Origin of the sequence: Streptomyces sp. Ag109_O5-1, assembly GCF_003814875.1 — a bacterium.
Classification (GTDB): Bacteria; Actinomycetota; Actinomycetes; order Streptomycetales; family Streptomycetaceae; genus Streptomyces; species Streptomyces sasae.
Map to the genome: position 1 here is coordinate 158,282 of NZ_RKQF01000001.1, position 19,839 is coordinate 178,120.

17 protein-coding genes and 5 pseudogenes are annotated in these 19,839 nt (G+C 70.1%); 12 read left to right on the forward strand and 10 right to left on the reverse strand.

Translation table 11 applies throughout. The annotated features are described in order from the left end of the window. Nucleotides 1-54 precede the first annotated feature (54 nt). The 3 genes from EDD90_RS56670 to EDD90_RS00675 all read left to right on the forward strand — a co-directional run bounded on the left by EDD90_RS56670 (nt 55) and on the right by EDD90_RS00675 (nt 2,240). Nucleotides 55-387: a hypothetical protein gene (locus EDD90_RS56670; protein WP_260327462.1), complete on the forward strand. Its 333-nt coding sequence runs from the start codon at nt 55-57 to the stop codon at nt 385-387. 675 nt (nt 388-1,062) lie between these two features. Continuing rightward, nucleotides 1,063-1,371, forward strand: coding sequence for an IS3 family transposase (locus EDD90_RS00670; protein WP_053743648.1), 309 nt, complete (start codon nt 1,063-1,065; stop codon nt 1,369-1,371). Further along, nucleotides 1,368-2,240: an IS3 family transposase gene (locus tag EDD90_RS00675; RefSeq protein WP_123971223.1), complete on the forward strand. Its 873-nt coding sequence runs from the start codon at nt 1,368-1,370 to the stop codon at nt 2,238-2,240. Before EDD90_RS00670 ends, EDD90_RS00675 begins: the two co-directional genes overlap by 4 nt. Before the next feature lie 408 nt (nt 2,241-2,648). Here EDD90_RS00675 and EDD90_RS00685 read toward each other — a convergent pair. The 3 genes and pseudogenes from EDD90_RS00685 to EDD90_RS00700 all read right to left on the reverse strand — a co-directional run. Next, nucleotides 2,649-3,671: pseudogene (locus EDD90_RS00685) on the reverse strand (mobilization protein); the annotation flags it as partial. A 163-nt stretch (nt 3,672-3,834) separates the two neighbouring features. Then, entirely contained in the window at nt 3,835-4,905 is a 1,071-nt protein-coding gene (locus EDD90_RS00690; RefSeq protein ID WP_260327463.1) for a zinc-dependent alcohol dehydrogenase family protein, read from the reverse strand. Between the two features lie 491 nt (nt 4,906-5,396). Continuing rightward, the gene (locus EDD90_RS00700; RefSeq protein WP_123971224.1) at nt 5,397-6,332 is read right to left on the reverse strand and encodes a LysR family transcriptional regulator; all 936 of its coding nucleotides are present in this window, start codon (nt 6,330-6,332) and stop codon (nt 5,397-5,399) included. A 94-nt stretch (nt 6,333-6,426) separates the two neighbouring features. Between EDD90_RS00700 and EDD90_RS00705 the strand changes: the two genes are divergently transcribed. Together EDD90_RS00705 and EDD90_RS00710 are read left to right on the forward strand one after the other, a co-directional pair. Next, the gene (locus EDD90_RS00705) at nt 6,427-7,284 is read left to right on the forward strand and encodes a DMT family transporter (RefSeq protein WP_123971225.1); all 858 of its coding nucleotides are present in this window, start codon (nt 6,427-6,429) and stop codon (nt 7,282-7,284) included. A gap of 226 nt (nt 7,285-7,510) precedes the next feature. Beyond that, nucleotides 7,511-7,942, forward strand: coding sequence for a universal stress protein (locus EDD90_RS00710; RefSeq protein WP_123971226.1), 432 nt, complete (start codon nt 7,511-7,513; stop codon nt 7,940-7,942). An 88-nt stretch (nt 7,943-8,030) separates the two neighbouring features. Here EDD90_RS00710 and EDD90_RS00715 read toward each other — a convergent pair whose 3' ends face one another. After that, on the reverse strand, nt 8,031-8,564 hold the full coding sequence (locus tag EDD90_RS00715; protein ID WP_123971227.1) for an AAA family ATPase: 534 nt from the start codon (nt 8,562-8,564) through the stop codon (nt 8,031-8,033). A 37-nt stretch (nt 8,565-8,601) separates the two neighbouring features. Continuing rightward, nucleotides 8,602-9,814, reverse strand: a pseudogene (locus EDD90_RS00720) (RNA-guided endonuclease InsQ/TnpB family protein). An 80-nt stretch (nt 9,815-9,894) separates the two neighbouring features. On the opposite strand from EDD90_RS00720, the pseudogene tnpA reads away from it, so the two are divergent. Together tnpA and EDD90_RS00730 are read left to right on the forward strand one after the other, a co-directional pair. After that, nucleotides 9,895-10,095: pseudogene (gene tnpA, locus EDD90_RS00725) on the forward strand (IS200/IS605 family transposase); the annotation flags it as partial. Nucleotides 10,096-10,320: 225 nt separating this feature from the next. Next, complete coding sequence (locus EDD90_RS00730) at nt 10,321-11,526, forward strand: IS110 family transposase (protein WP_185149567.1); 1,206 nt, start codon at nt 10,321-10,323, stop codon at nt 11,524-11,526. 80 nt (nt 11,527-11,606) lie between these two features. Here the strand turns inward: EDD90_RS00730 and EDD90_RS00735 are convergent, their stop codons facing one another. Then, the gene (locus EDD90_RS00735) at nt 11,607-12,392 is read right to left on the reverse strand and encodes an AraC family transcriptional regulator (protein WP_123971228.1); all 786 of its coding nucleotides are present in this window, start codon (nt 12,390-12,392) and stop codon (nt 11,607-11,609) included. A gap of 139 nt (nt 12,393-12,531) precedes the next feature. On the opposite strand from EDD90_RS00735, the gene EDD90_RS00740 reads away from it, so the two are divergent. From EDD90_RS00740 to EDD90_RS00755, 4 genes and pseudogenes are all read left to right on the forward strand, one after another. Further along, nucleotides 12,532-13,410: an NmrA/HSCARG family protein gene (locus EDD90_RS00740; RefSeq protein WP_123971229.1), complete on the forward strand. Its 879-nt coding sequence runs from the start codon at nt 12,532-12,534 to the stop codon at nt 13,408-13,410. A 111-nt stretch (nt 13,411-13,521) separates the two neighbouring features. Next, nucleotides 13,522-14,421 (forward strand): NADP-dependent oxidoreductase, encoded by a 900-nt coding sequence (locus EDD90_RS00745; RefSeq protein WP_123971230.1) that lies wholly within the window; start codon nt 13,522-13,524, stop codon nt 14,419-14,421. 451 nt (nt 14,422-14,872) lie between these two features. Continuing rightward, nucleotides 14,873-15,004 (forward strand): annotated as a pseudogene (locus tag EDD90_RS00750) (IS110 family transposase); the annotation flags it as partial. A 14-nt stretch (nt 15,005-15,018) separates the two neighbouring features. Next, nucleotides 15,019-15,225 (forward strand): annotated as a pseudogene (locus EDD90_RS00755) (transposase); the annotation flags it as partial. 179 nt (nt 15,226-15,404) lie between these two features. On the opposite strand, the gene EDD90_RS00760 reads toward EDD90_RS00755, so the two are convergent. The 3 genes from EDD90_RS00760 to EDD90_RS00770 all read right to left on the reverse strand — a co-directional run bounded on the left by EDD90_RS00760 (nt 15,405) and on the right by EDD90_RS00770 (nt 17,196). Continuing rightward, nucleotides 15,405-16,025 carry a hypothetical protein gene (locus EDD90_RS00760; protein ID WP_123971231.1) on the reverse strand — a complete coding sequence of 207 codons (621 nt, stop codon included), beginning with the start codon at nt 16,023-16,025 and terminating at the stop codon, nt 15,405-15,407. Continuing rightward, on the reverse strand, nt 16,022-16,597 hold the full coding sequence (locus EDD90_RS00765; RefSeq protein WP_260328665.1) for an RNA polymerase sigma factor: 576 nt from the start codon (nt 16,595-16,597) through the stop codon (nt 16,022-16,024). The genes EDD90_RS00760 and EDD90_RS00765 overlap by 4 nt, the downstream gene beginning before the upstream one ends. A gap of 89 nt (nt 16,598-16,686) precedes the next feature. After that, nucleotides 16,687-17,196 carry a MarR family winged helix-turn-helix transcriptional regulator gene (locus EDD90_RS00770; RefSeq protein WP_123971233.1) on the reverse strand — a complete coding sequence of 170 codons (510 nt, stop codon included), beginning with the start codon at nt 17,194-17,196 and terminating at the stop codon, nt 16,687-16,689. Nucleotides 17,197-17,457: 261 nt separating this feature from the next. Between EDD90_RS00770 and EDD90_RS00775 the strand changes: the two genes are divergently transcribed. Next, complete coding sequence (locus EDD90_RS00775) at nt 17,458-18,720, forward strand: MFS transporter (protein WP_123971234.1); 1,263 nt, start codon at nt 17,458-17,460, stop codon at nt 18,718-18,720. 141 nt (nt 18,721-18,861) lie between these two features. On the opposite strand, the gene EDD90_RS00780 is transcribed toward EDD90_RS00775, so the two are convergent. After that, nucleotides 18,862-19,776, reverse strand: a complete 915-nt coding sequence (locus tag EDD90_RS00780) for a LysR family transcriptional regulator (RefSeq protein ID WP_123971235.1) — start codon at nt 19,774-19,776, stop codon at nt 18,862-18,864. Nucleotides 19,777-19,839: the final 63 nt, after the last annotated feature.

Below are 19,839 nucleotides of genomic sequence, written 5' to 3' on the forward strand. Positions count from 1 at the left end.
AGGCCAATACTCCACGACCGCATCGCGGACTTCTGCGACGCCGACGATCCACTGGTGAAGGAGGCCGCGCTCGCGGCCACCGCCCTGCTCCTGGCCGACCCCGCCCTCGCCTCGTCCGTACCCCGGTACGCGCCCGCTGTTCGCGAGGTCCTTGCCGTGAGCGCGGACTCGTACTACCGGTGGATCGCCCGGGAACGGCTGGCTGCCTGGGGGGAGGATGTCACTGGTCTCATCACTGCGGAGAATGAGCGCCGCGCGGCCCTGGACCGGGCAGGCGAGCTGGCGGAGGACCCGTTCGGCGGCCAGGAGCAGGAGCAGGCGATCCGCTGGCTGGAAGAGCAACCCGAGGACACCGCGGCTCCGAAACGACTCGGCCGCCCGGCGTGAGGACCGGACCGCGCCCGAACCGGCCGCCCTGCACGAGCCAGCACCCGAGCCGCCCGTGGCCGCCGCTGGAAGCGAGGCGGGGTACCGCGGCCCGTGGCGGATCGCCCGGGAGGAGGAGCGTGCCGAGTGGACGTTCACGCCGTACGTAGGAGTCGGCCCCCCTGCACTTCGGGATGACTTTGGAGGAGATCACCCGCGTCCTCGACGAAGAACCGGCCGTCTCGTCCTACTCCCACCGCGGCGAAGACCAGCAGCTCAACTACGCCGACTTCACTCAAAGCGGGATGGGTGTAGCTCCTTTCAAGGGACAGGCTGAGCTGGGCATTTGCCTGACCGGCCGGGCTGAGCACCGCATAGATCGTTTCGAAACCGCCAGGTCACGCTCGGGGCCGGATCAAGATCGACTGCCTGGAAGTCACGGATCGCGGCGATGCCCTCCTGGAGACCCGGTTCGATCACCCGGTCGCGCGCCAAGCCGCAGTTCATGCAGGTAGGGCCGTCCCTTGAAAGGAGCTACACCCAAGCGGGATCAGGGCCCTCTTCCAGGACGGCCGCCTCGGGTGTGTCGCCGTAGACGCCCTCACCGGCCCCCAGGCGAGACTGGGCGCAGCCTGGGCTTGATCCGCTTTGACGGACATCCGAGATCAGGGGTTCAGCCCCGGGAGGATGTCCATCATGGAGAGCATGGGGAAGAAGAAGCCTCGCCCTCGTCGCTCGTTCACGCCGGAGTTCAAGGCGGAGATCGTCGAGCTGTGCCGACGCGGTGACCGCTCGGTCGGTCAGATCGCCAAGGACTTCGATCTGACCGAGACCGCGGTGCGTGACTGGGTGAAGCAGGCCGAGGTCGATGCGGGCGAGCGGGACGGCCTGACCAGCAGTGAACGCGAGGAACTGGCCGCACTGCGGCGGGAGAACCGCCGTCTGCGTGAGGACGTCGACATCCTCAAGCGGGCCACGGCTTTCTTCGCGAAGGAGACCCGGTGACGGTGGACCCGTTCATCGAGGCGGAGAAGCGTGCAGGTCACAGTGTCAAACGAGCGTGTGAGCTGCTGAAGGTCTCCCGGACCGCCTTCTATGCCCGCCGCGCTGCCAAGCCTGGTCTTCGCGCGGTCCGTGACGCCGAACTGGCGGAGCAGATCGCCGACGTTCACACGCGCTCGAGGGGAACCTACGGCGCCCCGCGCGTCCATGCCGTGCTCAAGCGGGCAGGCGCCGGATGCGGCCGCCGACGTGTCGCACGGCTGATGCGAGCTGCCGGCCTGCAGGGCCGGCACCGAAGACGACGGCACTTGACGACGATCCCCGATCCACGAGCTGCCCTGCGGCCCGATCTCGTCGTCCGGGACTTCCAGCCCGACCCCGCCGGCCTGGACGCCCGCTGGTGCGGCGACATCACCTACATCGCCACGGAGGAGGGCTGGCTCTACCTGGCTACCGTCATCGATATCGCCTCCCGTCGTGTGGTCGGCTGGGCGACTGCCGACCACCTGCGGACCGATCTGGTCGCCGATGCCCTCACGGCCGCCTGCCGAAAGCGCCGTCCCACCCGGCCGGTGATCTTTCACTCGGATCGTGGCTGTCAGTACACCAGCCAGCAATTCGCCGCGTTGGCGGACCAGTTGGGGGTGCGTCTGTCGGTCGGCCGCACCGGACAGTGCTGGGACAACGCACTCGCTGAGTCGTTCTTCGCCACCATCAAGAGGGAGTTGCTCGACACGAGCTCCTGGCCCAGCCGGGCCGCCGCCCGCACCGCGATCTTCGACTTCATCGAGGGCTGGTACAACTTGCACCGTCTGCACAGCAGTCTCGGCTACCGCAGTCCCGCCGAATACGAGACTGCACTCGCAGCCTGACCACCACACCGATGGTGTCCGTCAAAGCGGAACAAGCTCAGCCCCTCTGACCGGCTGCGCACCATCCCACGTGGAGGACTGGCTCGTCCACTGCACAAAACGGCCCGGCAGCCTGGCGTACAGCGTCGCTGGCGATCCGGTCTTCGCCGACCTCGGCCTGGCGATCCGCTCCCAGCGGGCCGGCGACATCGTCCTGACCCGCCCCCCTCTTCCTGCTCCACGACTGGCTCGACCTGTGGCACGCACTGCCCAGCGAGGAGTGGAACTGCTCGTGAAGCTTGTTCGCCGGTCGGCCTCACCTGAGTGCGAGGCCGACCGGAGCGACATCTCGTCCACTCGAGCTATATCGGGGACGTAGACCACCGGCCGAGTGGGGAATCAACGTGAGCAGCTCTGCGCTAGCCGGGGTCAGCGGTGTCGACTGCGCTCTTCGGGCCTCATGGCCACTGGTGTGGCCGGAGGGTGTGGCGTGGCGGACATAGCCGCGGAGCCGCTGGTGGCACTTCGCATGCGAGCCGCTTGTGTCCGCCGGTTTGGCTGAGCCGTGATGCGCCAGTTGAGGACCTCGGCGGGGTGCTCGGCGCTGTCGAGTTCCCGCTGGGTGCCCACTTCGGCCAGGAGGCGTCGGGGGCTGTGGCCGGCGGTCTCGGCGTGGGCGAGGGTGGTGGTCAGGGCGGTCCAGGCGGGGTCGGCGAGGATTCGGTCGGCGTGGTCGGGGAGGGCCACGCGAACGTCCTGCTCGTAGCGGCTGGCGGTTGCGGCTCGTGGTGCGCGGTGGGCAAGGTCCGCCAAGGCGGGTGTGGCGGCCTGCTGGTAGCCCGCCTGTAGGTGGCGGAAGGCTTCTTCGGCCGCAGCGGCCTGCTGTTCGTGGCCGCGTTGCTCGTGCCACTTGGCGGCGGCGCGGGCCAGGTGCACGGTGGCGAAAAGCAGGGAGATGGCGAGTCCGCCCGGCTCGTTGGAGGCGTGGGCGAGTTCCTTGGCGGCCTTGCGCAGGGCGGTGGCGGCCTGGTGGTCGGCGCGGGTGGCGGAGCGGCGGGCGCGGTTGAACGCCATTGCCGCCGCTCGTAGTTCCGCCCGGTGTGGGCCGGTAGTGGCGCTGGCGATGTTGTACAGGGCGTCGCCGAAGGCGGCCAGGTGGCCCTGGGCGGCGGCATCGTCATCGGAGCCGAGGACCGTGCGTGCCGCCTGTATGGCGGTGGTGGTGTGCCGCCACGGCTCGGCGGGGTCCGCCACATACTGCGGGTGGTCAGCCACTTCCTGGTCAGGGAGGCGTTCGCGTATGCGGTTGATGGAGAGGTCGGGGGCGAGTTTCGAGCCGCCGTACCAGACCGGTTCGCCGGCCGCGTTGGTGTCGCCGGGTGCGGCCAGGCTGTAGCCGATCACGTCACCGGTCTCGGGGCCGAGGCGTGTCTTGACCTTGATGCCGAGGGACGTACCGCGATCAAGCCCGGAGCACACGGCCCCGGGGCGCCGCGGCACTTGGCAAATGCCCCCAGAACACCGGCGCAGGCGCTGACCTGCTCGAACGAGGGGCTTCATCTGGCGGCCCTGGCGCGCCGTGACCGCACTGCCGACGCACTGGCAGAGCTGCTTCCTACCTGTCGTCCTCGTCCCGGCCGTCTTCGAAGACGAACAGTGGCTTGGTGCCGTGTGCGGGTGCTTCGGCGAGAGCGACGGCTTCTGTGAAGCGTTCGAGCGGGAAGGGCCGGCCTTGGGGAATGCTCAGCACCTCATCGGCGACGAGACCTCGGACCCGGGCCAGCGCGCGCAAAGCCGTCTCGGGTGAGGCGGTGCCGAACCAGCGGTTCAGCCAGAAGCCCCGGACCGTTTTGGTCTCGTAGATGACCGAGCGTGCCTGCAGCGGGATCGTCAGTGCCGCAGGGTCGCTCTGCCGGTGGGTGGAGAGCGCGCCGTAGACCACCAGCTCTCCTCCCGGAGCCAGTGCCTGGGACACTTGGGCGCCGACGGGGCCCGCAACGCAGTCGATGGCCTTGCGCACGCCGGCCGGTCCTGCTGTCTCAGCGACACGCTGCACGAGGTCTTCGTCCTCGGTGCAGATGACCTCATCCGCGCCGAGCGCCTTGATCTCCTCGACGGCACCGCGTCGCCGCACGACATTGATCGTGCGAATCCCCAGGTGCCGGGACAGTTGGATGACAAGCCGGCCGACGGTGGAGCCCGCGGCCGTCTGCAACAGCCATCGGCCCGGCTGTACGTCGAGTTCGCGCGTCACGAGGAGCAGCGCGGTCAACGGATTGACAGCGAGTTGGCAGGCGCTGGAGTCACTCAGCTGGTCGGGAACCGACAGGAGCCGGTGTGTGTCAGCGACGAGGTACTCCTGCCAGGTGCCGGCCACAGGGGGGCCAGGTACAGCCGGGACCGCAGCGGCCACCACGCGCTCGCCGACCTTCAGCCCCTCGGTTTCTGGGCCCAGGGCCGCGATACGGCCCACGCACTCCATGTTGCCGCCGACAGCGGGAAACTCCGGGGAGAAGCCGTAGCGGCCGCGCAGCACGTGCAGATCACTCGCGTGAACCGGGGTCGCCTTCACCCGGATCAATGCCTGACCGGCGTCCGGCGTGGGAACGGGCCGGGATTCCAGCCGCAGGACATCGGTGGGCTCACCAGCCTCTACGGCTATGAGCGCGCGCATGGATCGAGGCATGAGCGGCCTTCCGTCTCTCGGTCCGCGAGGAACCCGGCGGGCCTCCCGTCAGAGCGATGCTGAGGCCGGCGCCCTCGCCGGTGCCGCACGCGAGGACTCTGGGCTCACGCGGTCTGTCAAGGCGCGACCCCAAGACCTTGCCGCAGCACGAGTTCAGCTGCGAATCCGTCACTTCACGCTACGCCTGGCCTCGGGAAGGTTCTCGGCAGTGGCCATGCACCACGGTGAGAACGCCCGCTGCGCCGCTTCGGAACCCAGCAGGCCGCCGATGGCCTCGACCGAACCGCTCATGCATGCGGCCCACGAGTGCGGACGGGTGCGACACAACAGGGACAGCGATGCCGACCGGGGCCGGGTAACCGTTCGGCCTGCAGCGGTCCCGCCCCGGGGGCACGGCCGGTTTCCTGGACGTCCCGCGCCCCCGCCGAGTCCGCATCCGCCGCCCGGACCATCCAGCGTCCATGCGGCGACGAACGGCACAGCGGAGGCGTTCAGCGCTGAATCACCCAGTCCGGCATCCAGGTCCCGGCCTCACCGTGGCTGGCCGCCGTGGTGGCGAGGTGGGTACGGAGGGTGACCAGCGCCGGGTGGGGGTTGTCGCGGTGCCACAGCAGCGAGTGCGGGTAGACGGGGGTCGGGTCGGTGACCGGGATGCGGCGCAGGCCGTAGCCGGAAGGCCAGACGAGGCGGGTCTGCTCGCTCATGAAGGTGGCCAGGGCCGGGGTGTCGGCGACGGTGTCGAGGAGTGCGTCGGAGCCGAAGTTGGGGCCGGTCGCCTCGATGGTGAGGCCGAACTCGGCCACGAGATCGTCGTAGTAGGCGGCCCACTCGGTACCGGGGACGATGCCGGGCATCCAGATCCGGTGCCCGACGAGCTGGGCGAGGGTCACGGAGCGGGCGCCCGCCAGCACGTGGGCGGGGCCGGTGAGCAGCTGGAGCGGCTCGTCGAGCACCCGGACGGACTCGATGTCCTCGGGAAGGGGCCGGCCGGGCATGGCGACGGCCCGGAAGGACGCGTCGATCGCACCGGACCGGATGGCGGCGACGGCCGCCTCGACGTCGAACAGCATCACCACATCGAGGTCGATCTCGGGGTGCGCTCGGTGGAATCCGCGCATCAGGCCCGACGGCGCGACGCGCGAGGCGATCACGTCGACGCGCAGCGGACGGCGGCCGGTGCGCACGGACGCGACGGCGCGTTCGGCGACGCGCAGCAGCTCACGCGCGTGGGGCAGGAACGCCTGCCCGTCGATGGTGAGCTCGGCGCCGCGCGGCGTGCGGGTGAACAGCCGTACCCCGAGGTCGCGCTCCAGCGCGGCGATGCGCTTGGACACGGCCTGCTGGGTGACCGCCAGATCGACGGCAGCTGTCTGGAACTGTCCCGATTCGGCGGCGGCGAGGAAGGTCCGGACGGTGTCGAGGTCCATACCGCCACCCTAGGGATACAAGCGTCGGTTGTGGCCGGCGGTCCTGCGCGCGTCCGGGGCGCAGCGGGCGGCCCGGTGAGGGCATGCTGGACCCATGATGGTGCTCGCCGTGCTCTTCGCCGTCCTGGGCGCCGTCAGCAATGCGGCGGGCACGGCCTTCCAGCGCAAGGCCGCGTCCACGGTCCCCGGCCGGAGCGGGCTTCGCCTGCTGCTCACTCTCGCGCGGCAGCCCGTCTGGGCGATCGGTATCGCCGGGGTCACGGGTGCCGCCGTCTTCCAGGCGCTCGCCCTGATCAACGGGCCGATGGCACTCGTCCAGCCCCTGTTCATGCTGGAACTGCCGTTCGCCCTGCTGATCGCCATGCCGCTGATGCATCGACGGCTGAACCCGCAGGGGTGGCAGGCGATCGCGGGAGTGGTGACCGGTCTCGCCCTCCTCCTGGCCGCCGCGGCCCCGTCGGGCGGCCGGCAGCAGGCCTCCATGCACCGCTGGCTCCCCGTTCTCTTTCTCACTCTGGGCGCCGTCACGGTCGCGGTGCGGCTCGTAAGGTCCTCCTCGTCACCGTTGTTCCGCGCGGCGGCCCTGGCCGCGGGAGCCGCGATCGGCAACGCGCTGACGGCCGCCCTCATGAAGTCGGCCACCGGCCGCCTCGCCGACGCGGGCCTGCCGGCCTTCCTCACCACCTGGCAGACCTACGGCTTCGCGCTCGCGGGCATCGGTTCGCTGATGCTCCTGGAGAACGCGTTGCAGGCCGGTCCGCTCGTCGCCTCGCAGCCCGCGCTGACGATCGGCGACGCGGCGGTGAGCCTGCTGCTGGGCGTGACCCTGTTCGGGGAGTCGGTCCGCACCGGCTGGTGGCTGGTGCCCGAGGTGCTCGGCGCCGGTCTGATCCTGTGGGGCGTCGTCCGGCTGACGCGCGTCGTGCCGCACCTCATGAACGTCATCCGGTGAGGAGGGCCGGCATTCCCCGGCCCGGTCGATACCGGCCGGATTCCGGCAGTTCAGTGGCTGTTACACGGACCGGTGTCCGCCGGGCGGGTGACCGGTGAGATGATCACAGGGTGGGACCGGAAGAACTCGTTCGGCGCCGGACGCGCCGACCCGCCACGCCGTGACCCGGCGTCCCTGATCACCGAGTAGACCTTCCGTGACCCCTGGAAGGGGAAGAAGAGTGTCCGTGTTTCAGCGCATCCTCGTCGCCGTCGATCCCAGCCCCGCCCGCCACTCCGCCGTACGGCTGGCCGGCGAGCTGGCACAGCTGACGAACGCCGAGGTCCACGTCATACACGTCATCGCCTCCGCCGCCTCCATCGCCGCGATCGTCCCCCTGGAGGAGGACACCGAGGCCAAGGCGGTGCTCGACGAGGCGCTGGCGGCCCTGCGCGACAAGGGGGTCAAGGCCGAGGGAACCCTCGTCCGGGGTCTCACCACGCAGGTCGCGCAGGCCATCTCCGAGACGGCCGAGGAGTTCGCTGCCGATCTCATCGTCCTGAGCCCCCACCACCGGGGTGCCGTCGAGGCGCTGTTCGACCCGCGCGTCAGCGACGCCGTGGCGCACCGCACCAACACGGCGATCCTGCTGGCCCCGGAGGGCCACGAGAGCGCCTGACCGCACAACCACCGCCGGAAGGCAGGCCACGGGACCGTTGCGGCCCCGTGGCCTGCCGGGTCGGCGGAGTCCGCCGGGCGGACGGCGCTCAGCGATCGTGGGCGGGCAGGCGGGCCAGGCCGGTGTCCAGCAGGACGCGGTCGATCGTCGCGGTGAGTGTGCTGTCGGCGCCGATGACGGTCTCCACCCCGCCGGGCAGCAGATCGCGTTCCCGGTACCAGGCGCGCAGCTCCGCCTCGCCGAACTCGTGCGCCTGGGGCTTGGTGGCGTGGCGGGCGAGGGTCTCCTCGAACGCCACGTCCAGGTAGTAGCCGAGGGTCGGGCCGCGGTGGTCGGCTCGCAGCCGGGCGAGCATGTCGCCGTAGTGGTCGGCGTACAGGACACCCTCCACCACGACGTGGAACCCGGCGTCGAGGGCGTAGTGGGCGGTCAGGTCGATCAGCCCGATGTTGGCAGCGCCGGGCCGGTCGCGCTCGCGCAGCACCGTGCGCCGCAGGTTGTCCTGGCCGACCAGTGCCAGGCCGCGGCCGAACTTCTCGCGGAGTCCGGCCGCGACGGACGACTTTCCCGAGGCACTGTTGCCACGCAGCACGACCAGCCGGGTTTCCGAGGTTCCCACCATCGTGACTTCTCCCTCGGCTGAAGCCGGGGGCTTCTCGTTACGCCGGGTTGGCGTCGCGACGGACCAGCCCGGCCCGTAGAACATTGATGGCTCCCACTGTGTCGGCATGGGCGGTGTGGCCGCACGAGACGCAGTGGAACTTTTCCTGTGCGGGCCGGTTCTCCTTCGCGATGTGCCCGCATTCGGGGCAGGAGCGGGAAGTGTTGCGGGGGTCCACGGCGATCACTTCCCGTCCGGCGCTTTCAGCCTTGGCGTACAGGATCGTCAGGAACACCCCCCAACCGGCATCAGCGATCGAACGGTTGAGCCCGGCTTTCGCCGCGGCCCCGTTGGGCAGGAACAAGCCTGCCTGGTCGGGGTCGGGCTTCGGTGCGGGGGCCCTGCTCATGTTGCGGATCTTGAGGTCCTCGTGCGCGATGACATCGTGTGCGCGGACCAGGCCGAGCGCGGTCTTGTGCGCGTGGTCGAGGCGCTGGCGGCGCACCTTGCCGTGCAGCTGGGCAACCTTCTCCACCGCCCGCTGGTGGTTGGCGGTGCGGTCCTTCGCCCTGCGGCGCGGGAACCGGGACCGGGCCTGCTGCGCCGCCTCAAGCTTCTCGGCAGCCATGCGGCCGTGGCGCGGGCTGGGCACGAAATCACCGTTCGAATCGGCCAGGAAGTTCGCGATGCCCAGGTCGATGCCGACCACGGAGCTGGTCGCGGGCAGCGGTTCGGGCTGGTCCTGCTCGGCGGTCAACACGACGGACCACTTACGGCCCTCGCGCTTGACCGACACGGTCTTGATGTGGCCGGCCACCGGGCGGTGCTGGTTGACCCTGACGTGGCCCACGCCCTGGAAGCGGACGCGGGTGACGGGGTCGTGCGGGGTGGAGTTCCACCGGCAGCCGTCCCCGTCCTTGGGGAAGTCCACCGTGTCGAACCAGCTCACCCCGCGAAAGCGCGGATAGCCGGGCGTCTCACCGGACTTGACCCGCCGGAAGAACGGCGAACGCCCTGTCGAGACGGCGTAAGGTGGCCTGCTGCGAACTGAACGACCAGCGGCCCTGACGCTCCGGGTCGAACGCCCGGATCTCCTTGAGCTGCGTGGACTGCATCCCGTACCTGACGGTGGTCTGCGAGACGTGCCGCCAGGCATCGCGGCGTTCCTGCAACGCCCCGTTGTAGAGGGAACAGTGATCCCGCAGCATCTCGCCAAGCGCCTGCTCCTGCCGGACGGTGGGCCGCATGAGGAACTTGTACGCACGGATCACCCAGCCCACCCCCTCCGGTCAAGTCCTCTCGATCCTGGTGCACTTGACCCATGTCACCACACTGGTAACCAGATCCCCATATCAGACGGGGAAATCACGTCGTCTATAACCTCCACGCACACTTGGTGTTCGTCACCAAATATCGGCGTGAGGTCTTCCACGACGACATGCTGACGCGCTGCGAGGAGAACATGCGGGACGTGTGCGAGAGCGTCGGCGCGGAGCTGCGGGAGTTCAACGGCGAAGGCGATCACGCCCACCTGCTCGTGCACTACCCCCCGTTACCTTTTTCGTAGTTCCTGTTCAAGGAGCTGTGGTCGCCAGGCCCGGCATGACTAACGCCCCCAGTCGAAGGCATGATCCGGGGGGTGGTGTCACCGGGTCTGGTGGCATCGAGGAACCGCTGATAGGGACACGGCCACCAACTGGAAGGTCTCGTCGTAACGTGGGTGCCGGCCATCGATGCCCTCCCGGTGACCACTCGCGACGAGCGAACGGCATGGTGGATAAGCAGCAGTTTCAGCGTGTTCCTCGGCCTGGACGTCGGCAAAGATGCCCACCACGCGGTCGGCCTCGACCCGGACGGCAAGCGGCTGCATGACGCCCCGTTGCCCAACACCGAACCCAAACTGAGAGCCCTGTTCGACAAACTCGCCCGGCACGGAACGCTGCTGGTCGTGGTCGACCAGCCGGCCACGATCGGGGCGCTGCCCGTCGCGGTCGCTCGCGCGGCCGGTCACCAGGTCGCCTACCTGCCTGGCCTGGCCATGCGCCGCATCGCCGACCTCTACCCCGGCCGCGCGAAGACCGATGCCCGGGATGCGTTCGTCATCGCCGACGCCGCCCGCTCGCTGCCCCACACCCTGCGCCCGGTCGATGTCGGCGACGAGGCCCTGGCCGAGTTGGAGGTGCTGGTCGGGTTCGACGACGACCTGGCCGGCGAAGCTACCCGGATCAGCAACCGGATCCGCGTCCTGCTCACCGGCACCCACCCCACCCTCGAGCACGCCATCGGCCCCAAGATCAGCCACCCGGCCGTGCTGGAAATACTGTCCCGCTGCGGCGGACCGACCGGCATCGCCAAGGCCGGCCGCCGCAAACTCACCGCGATCGCCAAGGTCCACGCGCCTCGCATGGGCGACAAACTGGTCGAGGCGATCATGACCGCGCTCGGCGAGCAGACCGTCACCGTCCCCGGCACCGCGGCCGCAGACACGGTCCTGCCTCGACTCGCGGACAGCCTCAAAACCGTTCTCCAGCAACGAAAACAGGTCGCCGCCCAGGTCGAGGGGATACTCGATGCACCCCCTCTTGCCGGGGTCCTGACCTCGATGCCCGGCATCGGCGTCAGGACCGCAGCCCGCATCCTCCTCGAGATCGGCGACGCCTCCAACTTCGCCAGCTCCGGACATCTCGCGGCCTACGCCGGCATCGCCCCGGTCACCCGCAGCTCCGGCACCAGCATCAAAGGCGAGCACCCCGCCCGCACCGGCAACCGCAAGCTCAAACACGCGTTCTTCCTCGCCGCGTTCGCCGCCCTGTCGGACCCGACCAGCAGGACCTACTACGACCGCAAACGCGCCGAAGGCAAGAAGCACAACGCCGCGCTGATCTGCCTGGCCCGCCGACGCTGCGACGTCCTCTACGCGATGCTGCGCAACGGCACCCACTACCGCCACCCCGAAGCCGCTCCTGCCCCAGCAGCGGCTTGAGAACCACTGGGACACCCCCCCAGCGTGAGCTCCGCTGCTACCGATGTTCCGCCAGGAACTACGGCTACCCCGCCAACCTCTCACCCATGGGAGCTGCCGGAGGACCGAGCCGACGAGCGATAGCCCCCGGGTGTCTGACCGACCAGCTCGGTGAAGGCGTCGATGAAGCTGCTGGGGTTCGACCAGCCCAGCCGGATCGCCGTGGCGGTGACCGAGGCACCGTCGCTGAGCTCGATCAGCGCCCGTTGGATGCGCAGCAGGGTGCGCCACTGGTGGAAGCTCATCGACAGCTCGCTGCCGAACAGTCGGCTCAGGGTGCGTTCGCTGGCGCCGGCGCGGTGGCCCAGCTCGGCCAGGGTCGCCGGGCTTGCTGGGTCCACGTGGAGCAGGTCGGTGACCGCCTTGAGACGCCGGTCGCTCGGCTCCGGGAGGCGCAGCGGCTCCTGTGCGGCGCGGGCGAGCTCGGCGAGTACGACGTCGATCAGCAGCCGCGCACGGGGGCTCTCCAGCGGCTCGCCCTCGCTCATCAGCGCCAGATAGGCCTCGCGCAGCAACGCGCTCGCCACGAAGACCGACGGCTCGGCCGGCAGCTGTCCGGTCAGCGTCACGGGCAGCGACAGCACCCGGATGTCCGTCTCGCCGTACGCCTTGCTGCTGTGCACCGCGAAGGGCGGCACCCACATGATCCGACTGGCCGGCGCCACCCAGGTGCCCACCTGGGTCGCTGTGACCAGGGCCCCACGCGCGGCGTAGCGGAGCTGGCCGTAGTCGTGGAAGTGCGCGGCCACCTCGGCGCCATGGGCCAGCGGCACCGACAACGGCGCATCGTCGGTGCAGAAGCTCGGCTCGCCGCTGGAGTCGGACACGCCATCGAGGCTACCCGCCACTGGCGGGTTATCGGAAGAACCTGGCGTGATACCGGTGGTGCGCCTGGCGCCGCAGACCGCACCGTAGAGACATGTCACAAAAGATCAAGGTCGAGGCCGCTAGTGAAGGGTGGCAGCGATGAGCACACAGACGACCGGCACGAGCGCAGTCTTCGGCGCGACGGGGCGACAGGGCGGGCTCGTGGTCGACGCGCTGCTGGATCACAAGGCCCCGGTGCGGGCCCTGGTCCGCAACCCGCAGTCCGACCGGGCTCAGGCGCTGGCCGCCCGCGGCGTCGAGCTGGCGGCCATCCGGACCGACGACCCGGCGTCGTTGGCCGCCGCGCTGACGGCGGTCGAGGGGTTCTACTTCATGACCCCGGAGGCGAACAGCCTCGAAGAGGTCGAGACGGAGATCCGCATCGGCACCGCGCTCGTCGACGCGGCGGTCGCGGCACGCGTCCCGCACGTCGTGTTCAACTCGGTCATCGGCGCGGACCGGGAGTGGGGTGTGCCGCACCACGACTCGAAGCACTCGATCGAGGAGCACCTGAGGAAGTCCGGCCTCAGGGCCACGATGGTTCGCCCGGCCCCCTTCATGGAGGAGATGGCACCGAGCCTGGAGCACGGAGAGATCGTGCTGAGGCTGCCGCTGCCGGAGGACGTCGCCCTGAAGATGATCTCGCTCAGGGACGTCGGCCGGGTCGCCGCCGCGCTCCTGCTCGACACCGCGGAGGCACCCGGCGGAGCCGTCGAGCTCGTCGGCGACGAGCTCACGGGCCCTCAGATCGCCGCGGCGTTCGGCGCGCGCGCCGGGCTCCCGGCACATTACGAGGCCCTCCCGTTGAGCGTGCTTCCCAGCGACCTCGACAGGGCGATGTTCCGCCAGTTCGCGAAGGCGGCGGAACACCCGTCGGATCTTGCGGTTGTGCGGGCGATCGAGCCGGCCACCCTGGACCTGGCCGAGTGGATCCGATCCACCGGCTGGACCGCGCCCACGAACGTGGCTGGTTCCTGAGCCTCCGGCCGCGATGAACGCCCCGCGATCGTGCCCACGGTCTCGGCGCTCTGGGCACGGCAACGCATCCGCCAACATTCGAAGTCACAACTCGAGGAACGCAGAGAACCCATGCGAGCGATCACCTTCTCCGCCTACGGCGGGCCGGAAGTCCTGCAGCTGTCCGAGGTCCCGGTGCCGGAACCCGGCCCGGGGCAGGTGCGGCTGGCCGTCCGGGCCGCCGGGATCAACCCTCTCGACTGGAAGATCCGCAACGGCTCCAAGCGGCAGAACTTCCAGGTTTCCTTCCCACACACCCCCGGTTTCGAAGTGGCCGGCGTCGTCGACGCCGCAGGCGAGGGCGCGGAGTTCGCTGTCGGCGACGAGGTGTTCGGCTGGCCCGAGACCGGCGGCTACGCCGAGTACGCGCTGGCGAAGGCGCTCGCGCCCAAGCCCGCAGGCATTTCGTGGGCAGACACGGCGGCGCTGCCGGTCGCCGGCGAGACCGCGCTTCGCGTCCTCGGACTGCTCGAGGTCCGCGAAGGCGAGACGCTGCTGGTCCACGGCGCCAGCGGCACGGTCGGGCGCTTCGCCGCGCAGGTGGCCGTCGCGCAGGGCGCTACCGTCATCGGCACCGCCGGCAGCCGGAACCTCGACGACCTGAAGTCGCTGGGGGTCGTGCCCGTCCTCTACGGCGACGGCTGGGAGAAGCGGGTTCGCGAGGCCACGCCGGGACCGGTGGACGCCGTGTTCGACGCCGCCGGGCACGGGGTGCTGCCCGGGTCGGTCAAGCTGCGGGGCACGAAGGACCGGATCGTCACCATCGCCGATGAGGCCGCCTACGAGCTGGGGATCCCGTACTCGGGTCCCGAGCAGTCGCGGGAGGTGCTGACCGCGATCGTCGGCTGGGTCACCGACCGCGGGGTCCGGATCGCGCAAGGCAAGAGCTACCCGCTCGAGGACGCGGCCGCCGCGCAGATCGAGAGCGAGGACGGTCACCCCGGCGGGAAGCTCACGCTCGCCATCAGCTGAACGGGAGCGCGGCTTCGTGCCCGGCGCAGACCGGGCGCGCGCGACAGACCGATCAGTCCAGCGCGCCGAGTCAGCGGGACGTGTCCGGCCTGACGGTCCGAGCCAGCCGGGTTGGACCGAGCTCAGACGGGCGAACCGACCGGACGGGCCGGCCGATCGGGTTGGACCGAGTTCGGACGGGGTCGGGTAAGCCGAGCCGACCGGACGGGCCGAGCCAGGCCGAGCCGGCCAAGCGAGCCGCAGCCGCCGTCGAAGTCCACGCGGAAGATCGGCGCGCGGGCCTGTCATCGGATCACGATGACAGGCCCGCGCGCAAAACCGCGAAAGCCTCCTAACCCGGGCCTGTCGCCGGATCGCGGCGACAGGCCCGGATCACTTCGCAGGAGGCGAAGCCAGTGGGACCCGCTGGGTGCTCCGGCGCCGCTGGGCCGGGATCTGCACCGTCCCCAGCGCCGAAGGCAAGAAGCACAACGCCGCGCTGATCTGCCTGGCCCGCCGACGCTGCGACGTCCTCTACGCGATGCTGCGCAACGGCACCCACTACCGGCATCCCGAGCCAGCTCCCGCCGCAGCTGCGGCTTGACAACCACATAGGGACACCCCCCAAAAATCGCCCTGTCCAAGCTCGTCAACTCCCTCAAGGGCGTCAGCTCCCGCTACCTGCGCGCGGAGTACACCGGCCGGACCAACCGGACCGGGACCGGATCCGTGTTCTGGTCCCCGTCCTACTTCGCGGGGTCCTGCGGCGGCGCACCACTGAGCATCGTCAAGGAGTGCATCGAGAACCAGCAGCGCCCAGCCTGACCGTCACCCCAAAGAGCAGAAATCTCCAGCGCTCCGCGCCTCCGGGCCGAGGATCGCATTCCCGCCCGGCCCGAAGGCCGGGATTCCCTACGAAGAACAAGGGATGGAAGTGAACCTAGCGGCGCGGCGCCGCCGCATCGCCCCCGATCGGCCGCGCCGCAGACGGCTGCCCCGTGGGGTTACTGTCCGGATGCCTGACGGAACCGGCTCAGGGTTTCGTCCGAGGCCATGTTCGCGGCGCACGGCGGGACGGTCCCGTCCTTGGTGGCGGCCACGATGTAGTGCTCCCCCACCGTGAACGTGAGGGTTTCCGGCTGATCGGGGTCGCTGTTGAGCCGTACGGTCTTCGAGTCACCACCGCGGAACCAGTGATCGACACGGAAGGTGACCGAGGAGCCCTTGACGGAGGTGGCCGTTCCCCCGAAGAGCGTCGGGTATCCGCGCAGCGAATCGGGTGTGGGTTCCATGCACTTGGTGTCGGCGGTACCGCTGGCGACGGTGAGCGTCAGCGGGGCGGATGCCGACGGGTGGGCGCTGTCGCCGCCCGCCGTGATTCCTGCGGCGATGCCTCCTCCGGCCAGGAGCAGTGCGGCAGCCGCCGCGAGGCCGAAGAGACGGCGGCGGCCTGCGGCGGCCGGCGCGGGGCGAGTGGTGCTGCCGGTCGTGGTCGTCTCGGGCCGGGGCGTGGTGTCGATGGTCAAGGCGGCCTCCACAAGGCGGTCGATGTCGGGCGGCGGAGCACTTGAGGTCTGTGCCGGATCCGCAGCCCTCAGCCGGGCCAGCAGTTCGTCGTCGTTCACTGACCGCTCCTTCCTTCATCCGTCTTGTGTCCGGACCGTTCGGTGTTCTTTCGCCCCGTCTCCAGCTGTTTCGCGAGTTTCTTCTTCGACCGGTGGAGCCGCAGGCTCACCGCGTTGGGGGTCAGGCCGGTCACGTCAGCGATCTGACGTGGCGCCAGTTCCTCCCACGCCCACAGCCGTACCACCTCGCGGTCGAGTTCCCCGAGGGCGTCCAGTGCGGCGTGCAGGTCGCCGTGGTCGGCGGTGTCCGCCGGTTCGTGCTGCCGGGTCCGTATCAGCCGCTCCACCAGCCGGAGCCTGCGCCCGTCGGCACGGTGGGCGTTGGCCAGACAGCCACGTGCGACGCCGTAGCACCACGGCAGTACGTCATCGGGCCGTGGCGTGGCGTCTGTGCCGAGGCCGGGCACGTCGTCGATACGGCGCCACAGCACCAGCATGGTCTCCGACAGGACGTCGTCGACCAGGTCGGCGTCGGTCCGTCGCAGCAGATACCGGTGCAGCGGTTGCGCCACCACCTGCGCCAGTTCTTCGAAACGCGCCCGTTGCCGCCGGCGCGTCTCCTGTTCCGTCATGGATTCCACGCCCTGTCCTGTCCGGCGCCGGGCGGTTCCTTTCAGCACGGCGACGGCGCGGTCTCATCGCACGGTGGGCGGACGCCGCCCTACCGTCGCCGCCAGGGCAGGGCCTCCTGGTCGTCGCTGTCGGCGTCCATGCGCTGAAGGGCGGTGTTGATCGCCTCGCCGATCGCGGCGAACTGGGTGACCTGCTCGGGGGTGAGGGCGTCGAAGATCGCACGGCGGACCGCCTCGACATGGCCGGGGGCCGCGTGCTGCAGCAGTCTCATGCCGGCCGGGGTGAGGACGGCCAGCTGGTTGCGGCGGTTGGCGGGGTCCTCGCGCCGCTCGACGTAACCGGACTCCTGGAGACGGGTCACGGCATGGGTGAGGCGGCTTCGGGTGATCTTCAGGCGTTCGGCCAGCTCGGACATGGTCAGGTTGTGATCCTTGACCGAGGACAGGTGGGCGAGCAGGGTGTAGTCCGCGTGGGTCACCCCCGCATCGCGCCGCAGCTGCCGGTTCAGCTGGTCGGACAGGTGGGTGGAGAACTGGACGTAGGCAAGCCACGCCCGTCTTTCCTCGGGATTCAGCCAGCGTGGCGCCGTCTCGGTCATGATCCCATAGTAACCTTTCGGTTTTAATCTTCAAACTTTTCCCCATGAGGTCCTCATCCATCGCGTGGATGAGCCGGATATGCGATTCGGATCGCGTGGGGGATGGCTACCGGGGTTCCGGACGCCCCATAGTCGTCGGTACCCCGCACCTCGCTGTCCGGACCAGCCGCCGGTGCGCGGGTTCCTCCCCGCATGCCGCGCGCCCCCAGCGATGCGCTGACGGCATGCCCGCTCCGTTCGTTCGCCGTCCCTGGAGTCGCCATGCCCGGATCCGTGTCCCCGTCCCCCGTCGCGGTGGATGACGCCGCGCCGTCACCCGTCGCCGTGTCGGGGCCCGCGCATCTGCTGCGGGTGACCCTGCTGATGGCGGGCAGCTGTCTGCCGATCCTGGGCGCGGTACTGATCGCCCCCGTCCTGCCGAAGATGCAGGACTATTTCGCCGCCGTCCCGGGCGCCAAGGCGCTGGTGCCGCTCGCGCTGACCGTTCCGGCACTGGCGCTGGCGCTGCTGGCCCCGTTCGCCGGGGTGATCGTGGACCGGCTGGGCCGCAAGCGTCTGCTGGTCGTCGCGACCCTGCTGTACGCCGTGTTCGGCACCGCCCCGCTGTGGCTGCAGTCGCTCGGCGCGATCATCGCAAGCCGCGCGCTGGTCGGTGTCGCCGAGGCGGCGATCATGACCTGCTGCACCACTTTGATCGGTGACTACTACTCCGGGCAGCGGCGGGTGAAGTACCTCGCCCTGCAGACCATGTGCGCGTCCGCCTCGGCCACCGTCTTCTTCGTGCTCGGCGGCGCCGCGGGGTCGGCCGGCTGGCGCGTGCCGTTCTGGGTGTACGGCGTGAGCCTGGTCCTCGCGCCGCTGATGGCCACCGCGCTGCCGAGCTCGGCGGCTGCCGGTACGACCGTGACGGAGGCACCCGGCCCGAGCCGACGCTCCTTCCCCTGGCGGCAGTTGGCCGGGATCTGTGCCCTCACCTTCTTCGGCGCGATGGTCTTCTACACCGTCCCGGTCGAGATGTCGTACCTGCTCGACGACCTCGGTGTGAAGAACACCGGTGTGATCGGGCTGGCCACTGCGATCGCGAGTGCCGCCACGATGGGCGGTGCGATCACCTTCGCGCGGCTCAAGCGCTCTCCCGACCCGATGCTGCCGGCCGTACTCGCCGTCTGCGCGGTCGGGTTCGGGCTGATGTTCCTCGCGGGGAACGCTCCGCTGCTGGTCGTCGGGGCGGTCGTCAACTGCGTCGGTACGGGGATGCTGTTGCCGGCCCTGCTCACCAGCGCGATGTCGCGGCTGTCGTTCGAGGACCGGGGGCGGGGCACGGGGCTGTGGACGGCGGCGTTCTTCGGCGGGGAGTTCGTGTGCCCGCTGGTGCTGCTGGCCGGGGAGTCGGCGGTGGGCACGCTCGCCGGGGCGGTGGGTGTGCTCGGCGTTGCCTGTGCGCTGGTGGCGGGTGGGGTGTTCGCCGTGCGGCGGCGGGCGGGGGCGGTGGATTCCCGGCCGTTGCCGGAGCAGTTGGCCTGAGGGGCGAGGGGCGCCTCAGCACCAGCCTCAGCAGGCCGGTTCGCGGCTGCGGCTCCGTTGTGGCTTGTCGCGCCCACGCGGCGGACCCGCATGTCGATACAGCCCCGCGCCCCTGAGGGGGCGCTGATGCCGGGCCGGAACTCAGTTCCGGCCCGGCATCAAGGTCTCGCCCACCTCTGCCGCCTTCTTGCGCAGCCACATGTGGGCCGCGTCCTGGGCGTGCACCGGGTGCCACCACATCGCCTCCTGGACCGGGACCACCTCGAAGGGGCAGGGCAGGACGCGTACCACGGCTGAGGGTGCCACCTTGCGGATCAGGCGTTCCTGGATCATCGCCACCCTGCGGGTGCCCTCGACCATGTACGGCAGCAGTTGGAAGGTCTGCACGGAGACCTCCACCCGCGGGCTGATGCCGAGCATGCTGAGCTGGCGGGCGGCGGGCGCGTCGTAAGGGCGCTGGTACACCGCCCACGGCAGTTCGGCCAGGTTGTCGAGGGTCAGGGCGTTGCCCACCTCCGGGTTGTCGTCGGCGACCATGCACAGCCAGCGGTCCTGGTAGAGGTCGACCGCGGGGAAGCCGTCGATGATGCCGTGCGGCAGCAGCAGGCCGTCGATGGTGCTGAGGGTGGTGGCGGTGTTCTCCTCGACGTTCGGCTGTATCTGCCGGAAGGAGAGGCGCACCCCGGGGGCCTCGTGGTGCAGGGCGCGGGCCAGCGGGGCACCGAAGACGGCCGCGCCGTAGTCGGAGGCGAGCAGCGTGAACTCACGGGTCTCCGCCGCCGGGTCGAAGTCGGGCTGGCTGGAGAACACCCGGTCCAGCAGGTCGCAGGCGGTCGCGCTGCGGTCGCGCAGGGAGGCGCCGAGCGGGGTCAGCTCGTAGGCGTTGCCGGTGCGGGCGAGCAATTCGTCGTCGAAATGGCGGCGCAATCTGGCCAGTGCGGCGCTCATGGCCGGCTGGCTCAGTCCGATGCGCTCGCCGGCCCGCGTGACATTGCGTTCCTCCAGCAGTGCCCGCAGGGCGACGACCAGATTGAGGTCGAGTCGGGACAGGTTCACCGGGTACCGCCTAGCCAATCGAGAGCCATCCATGTCGTCGATTCGGCGCATCCACAGGATCTA

Bases quoted from the DNA above. Each gene is read 5' to 3' on its own strand.
- EDD90_RS00670 (WP_053743648.1), top strand. From the start codon at position 1,063: ATGGAGAGCATGGGGAAGAAGAAGCCTCGCCCTCGTCGCTCGTTCACG.
- EDD90_RS00690 (WP_260327463.1), bottom strand. From the start codon at position 4,905: ATGCCTCGATCCATGCGCGCGCTCATAGCCGTAGAGGCTGGTGAGCCC.
- EDD90_RS00700 (WP_123971224.1), bottom strand. From the start codon at position 6,332: ATGGACCTCGACACCGTCCGGACCTTCCTCGCCGCCGCCGAATCGGGA.
- EDD90_RS00705 (WP_123971225.1), top strand. From the start codon at position 6,427: ATGATGGTGCTCGCCGTGCTCTTCGCCGTCCTGGGCGCCGTCAGCAAT.
- EDD90_RS00715 (WP_123971227.1), bottom strand. From the start codon at position 8,564: ATGGTGGGAACCTCGGAAACCCGGCTGGTCGTGCTGCGTGGCAACAGT.
- EDD90_RS00740 (WP_123971229.1), top strand. From the start codon at position 12,532: ATGAGCACACAGACGACCGGCACGAGCGCAGTCTTCGGCGCGACGGGG.
- EDD90_RS00745 (WP_123971230.1), top strand. From the start codon at position 13,522: ATGCGAGCGATCACCTTCTCCGCCTACGGCGGGCCGGAAGTCCTGCAG.
- EDD90_RS00765 (WP_260328665.1), bottom strand. From the start codon at position 16,597: ATGACGGAACAGGAGACGCGCCGGCGGCAACGGGCGCGTTTCGAAGAA.
- EDD90_RS00770 (WP_123971233.1), bottom strand. From the start codon at position 17,196: ATGACCGAGACGGCGCCACGCTGGCTGAATCCCGAGGAAAGACGGGCG.
- EDD90_RS00775 (WP_123971234.1), top strand. From the start codon at position 17,458: ATGCCCGGATCCGTGTCCCCGTCCCCCGTCGCGGTGGATGACGCCGCG.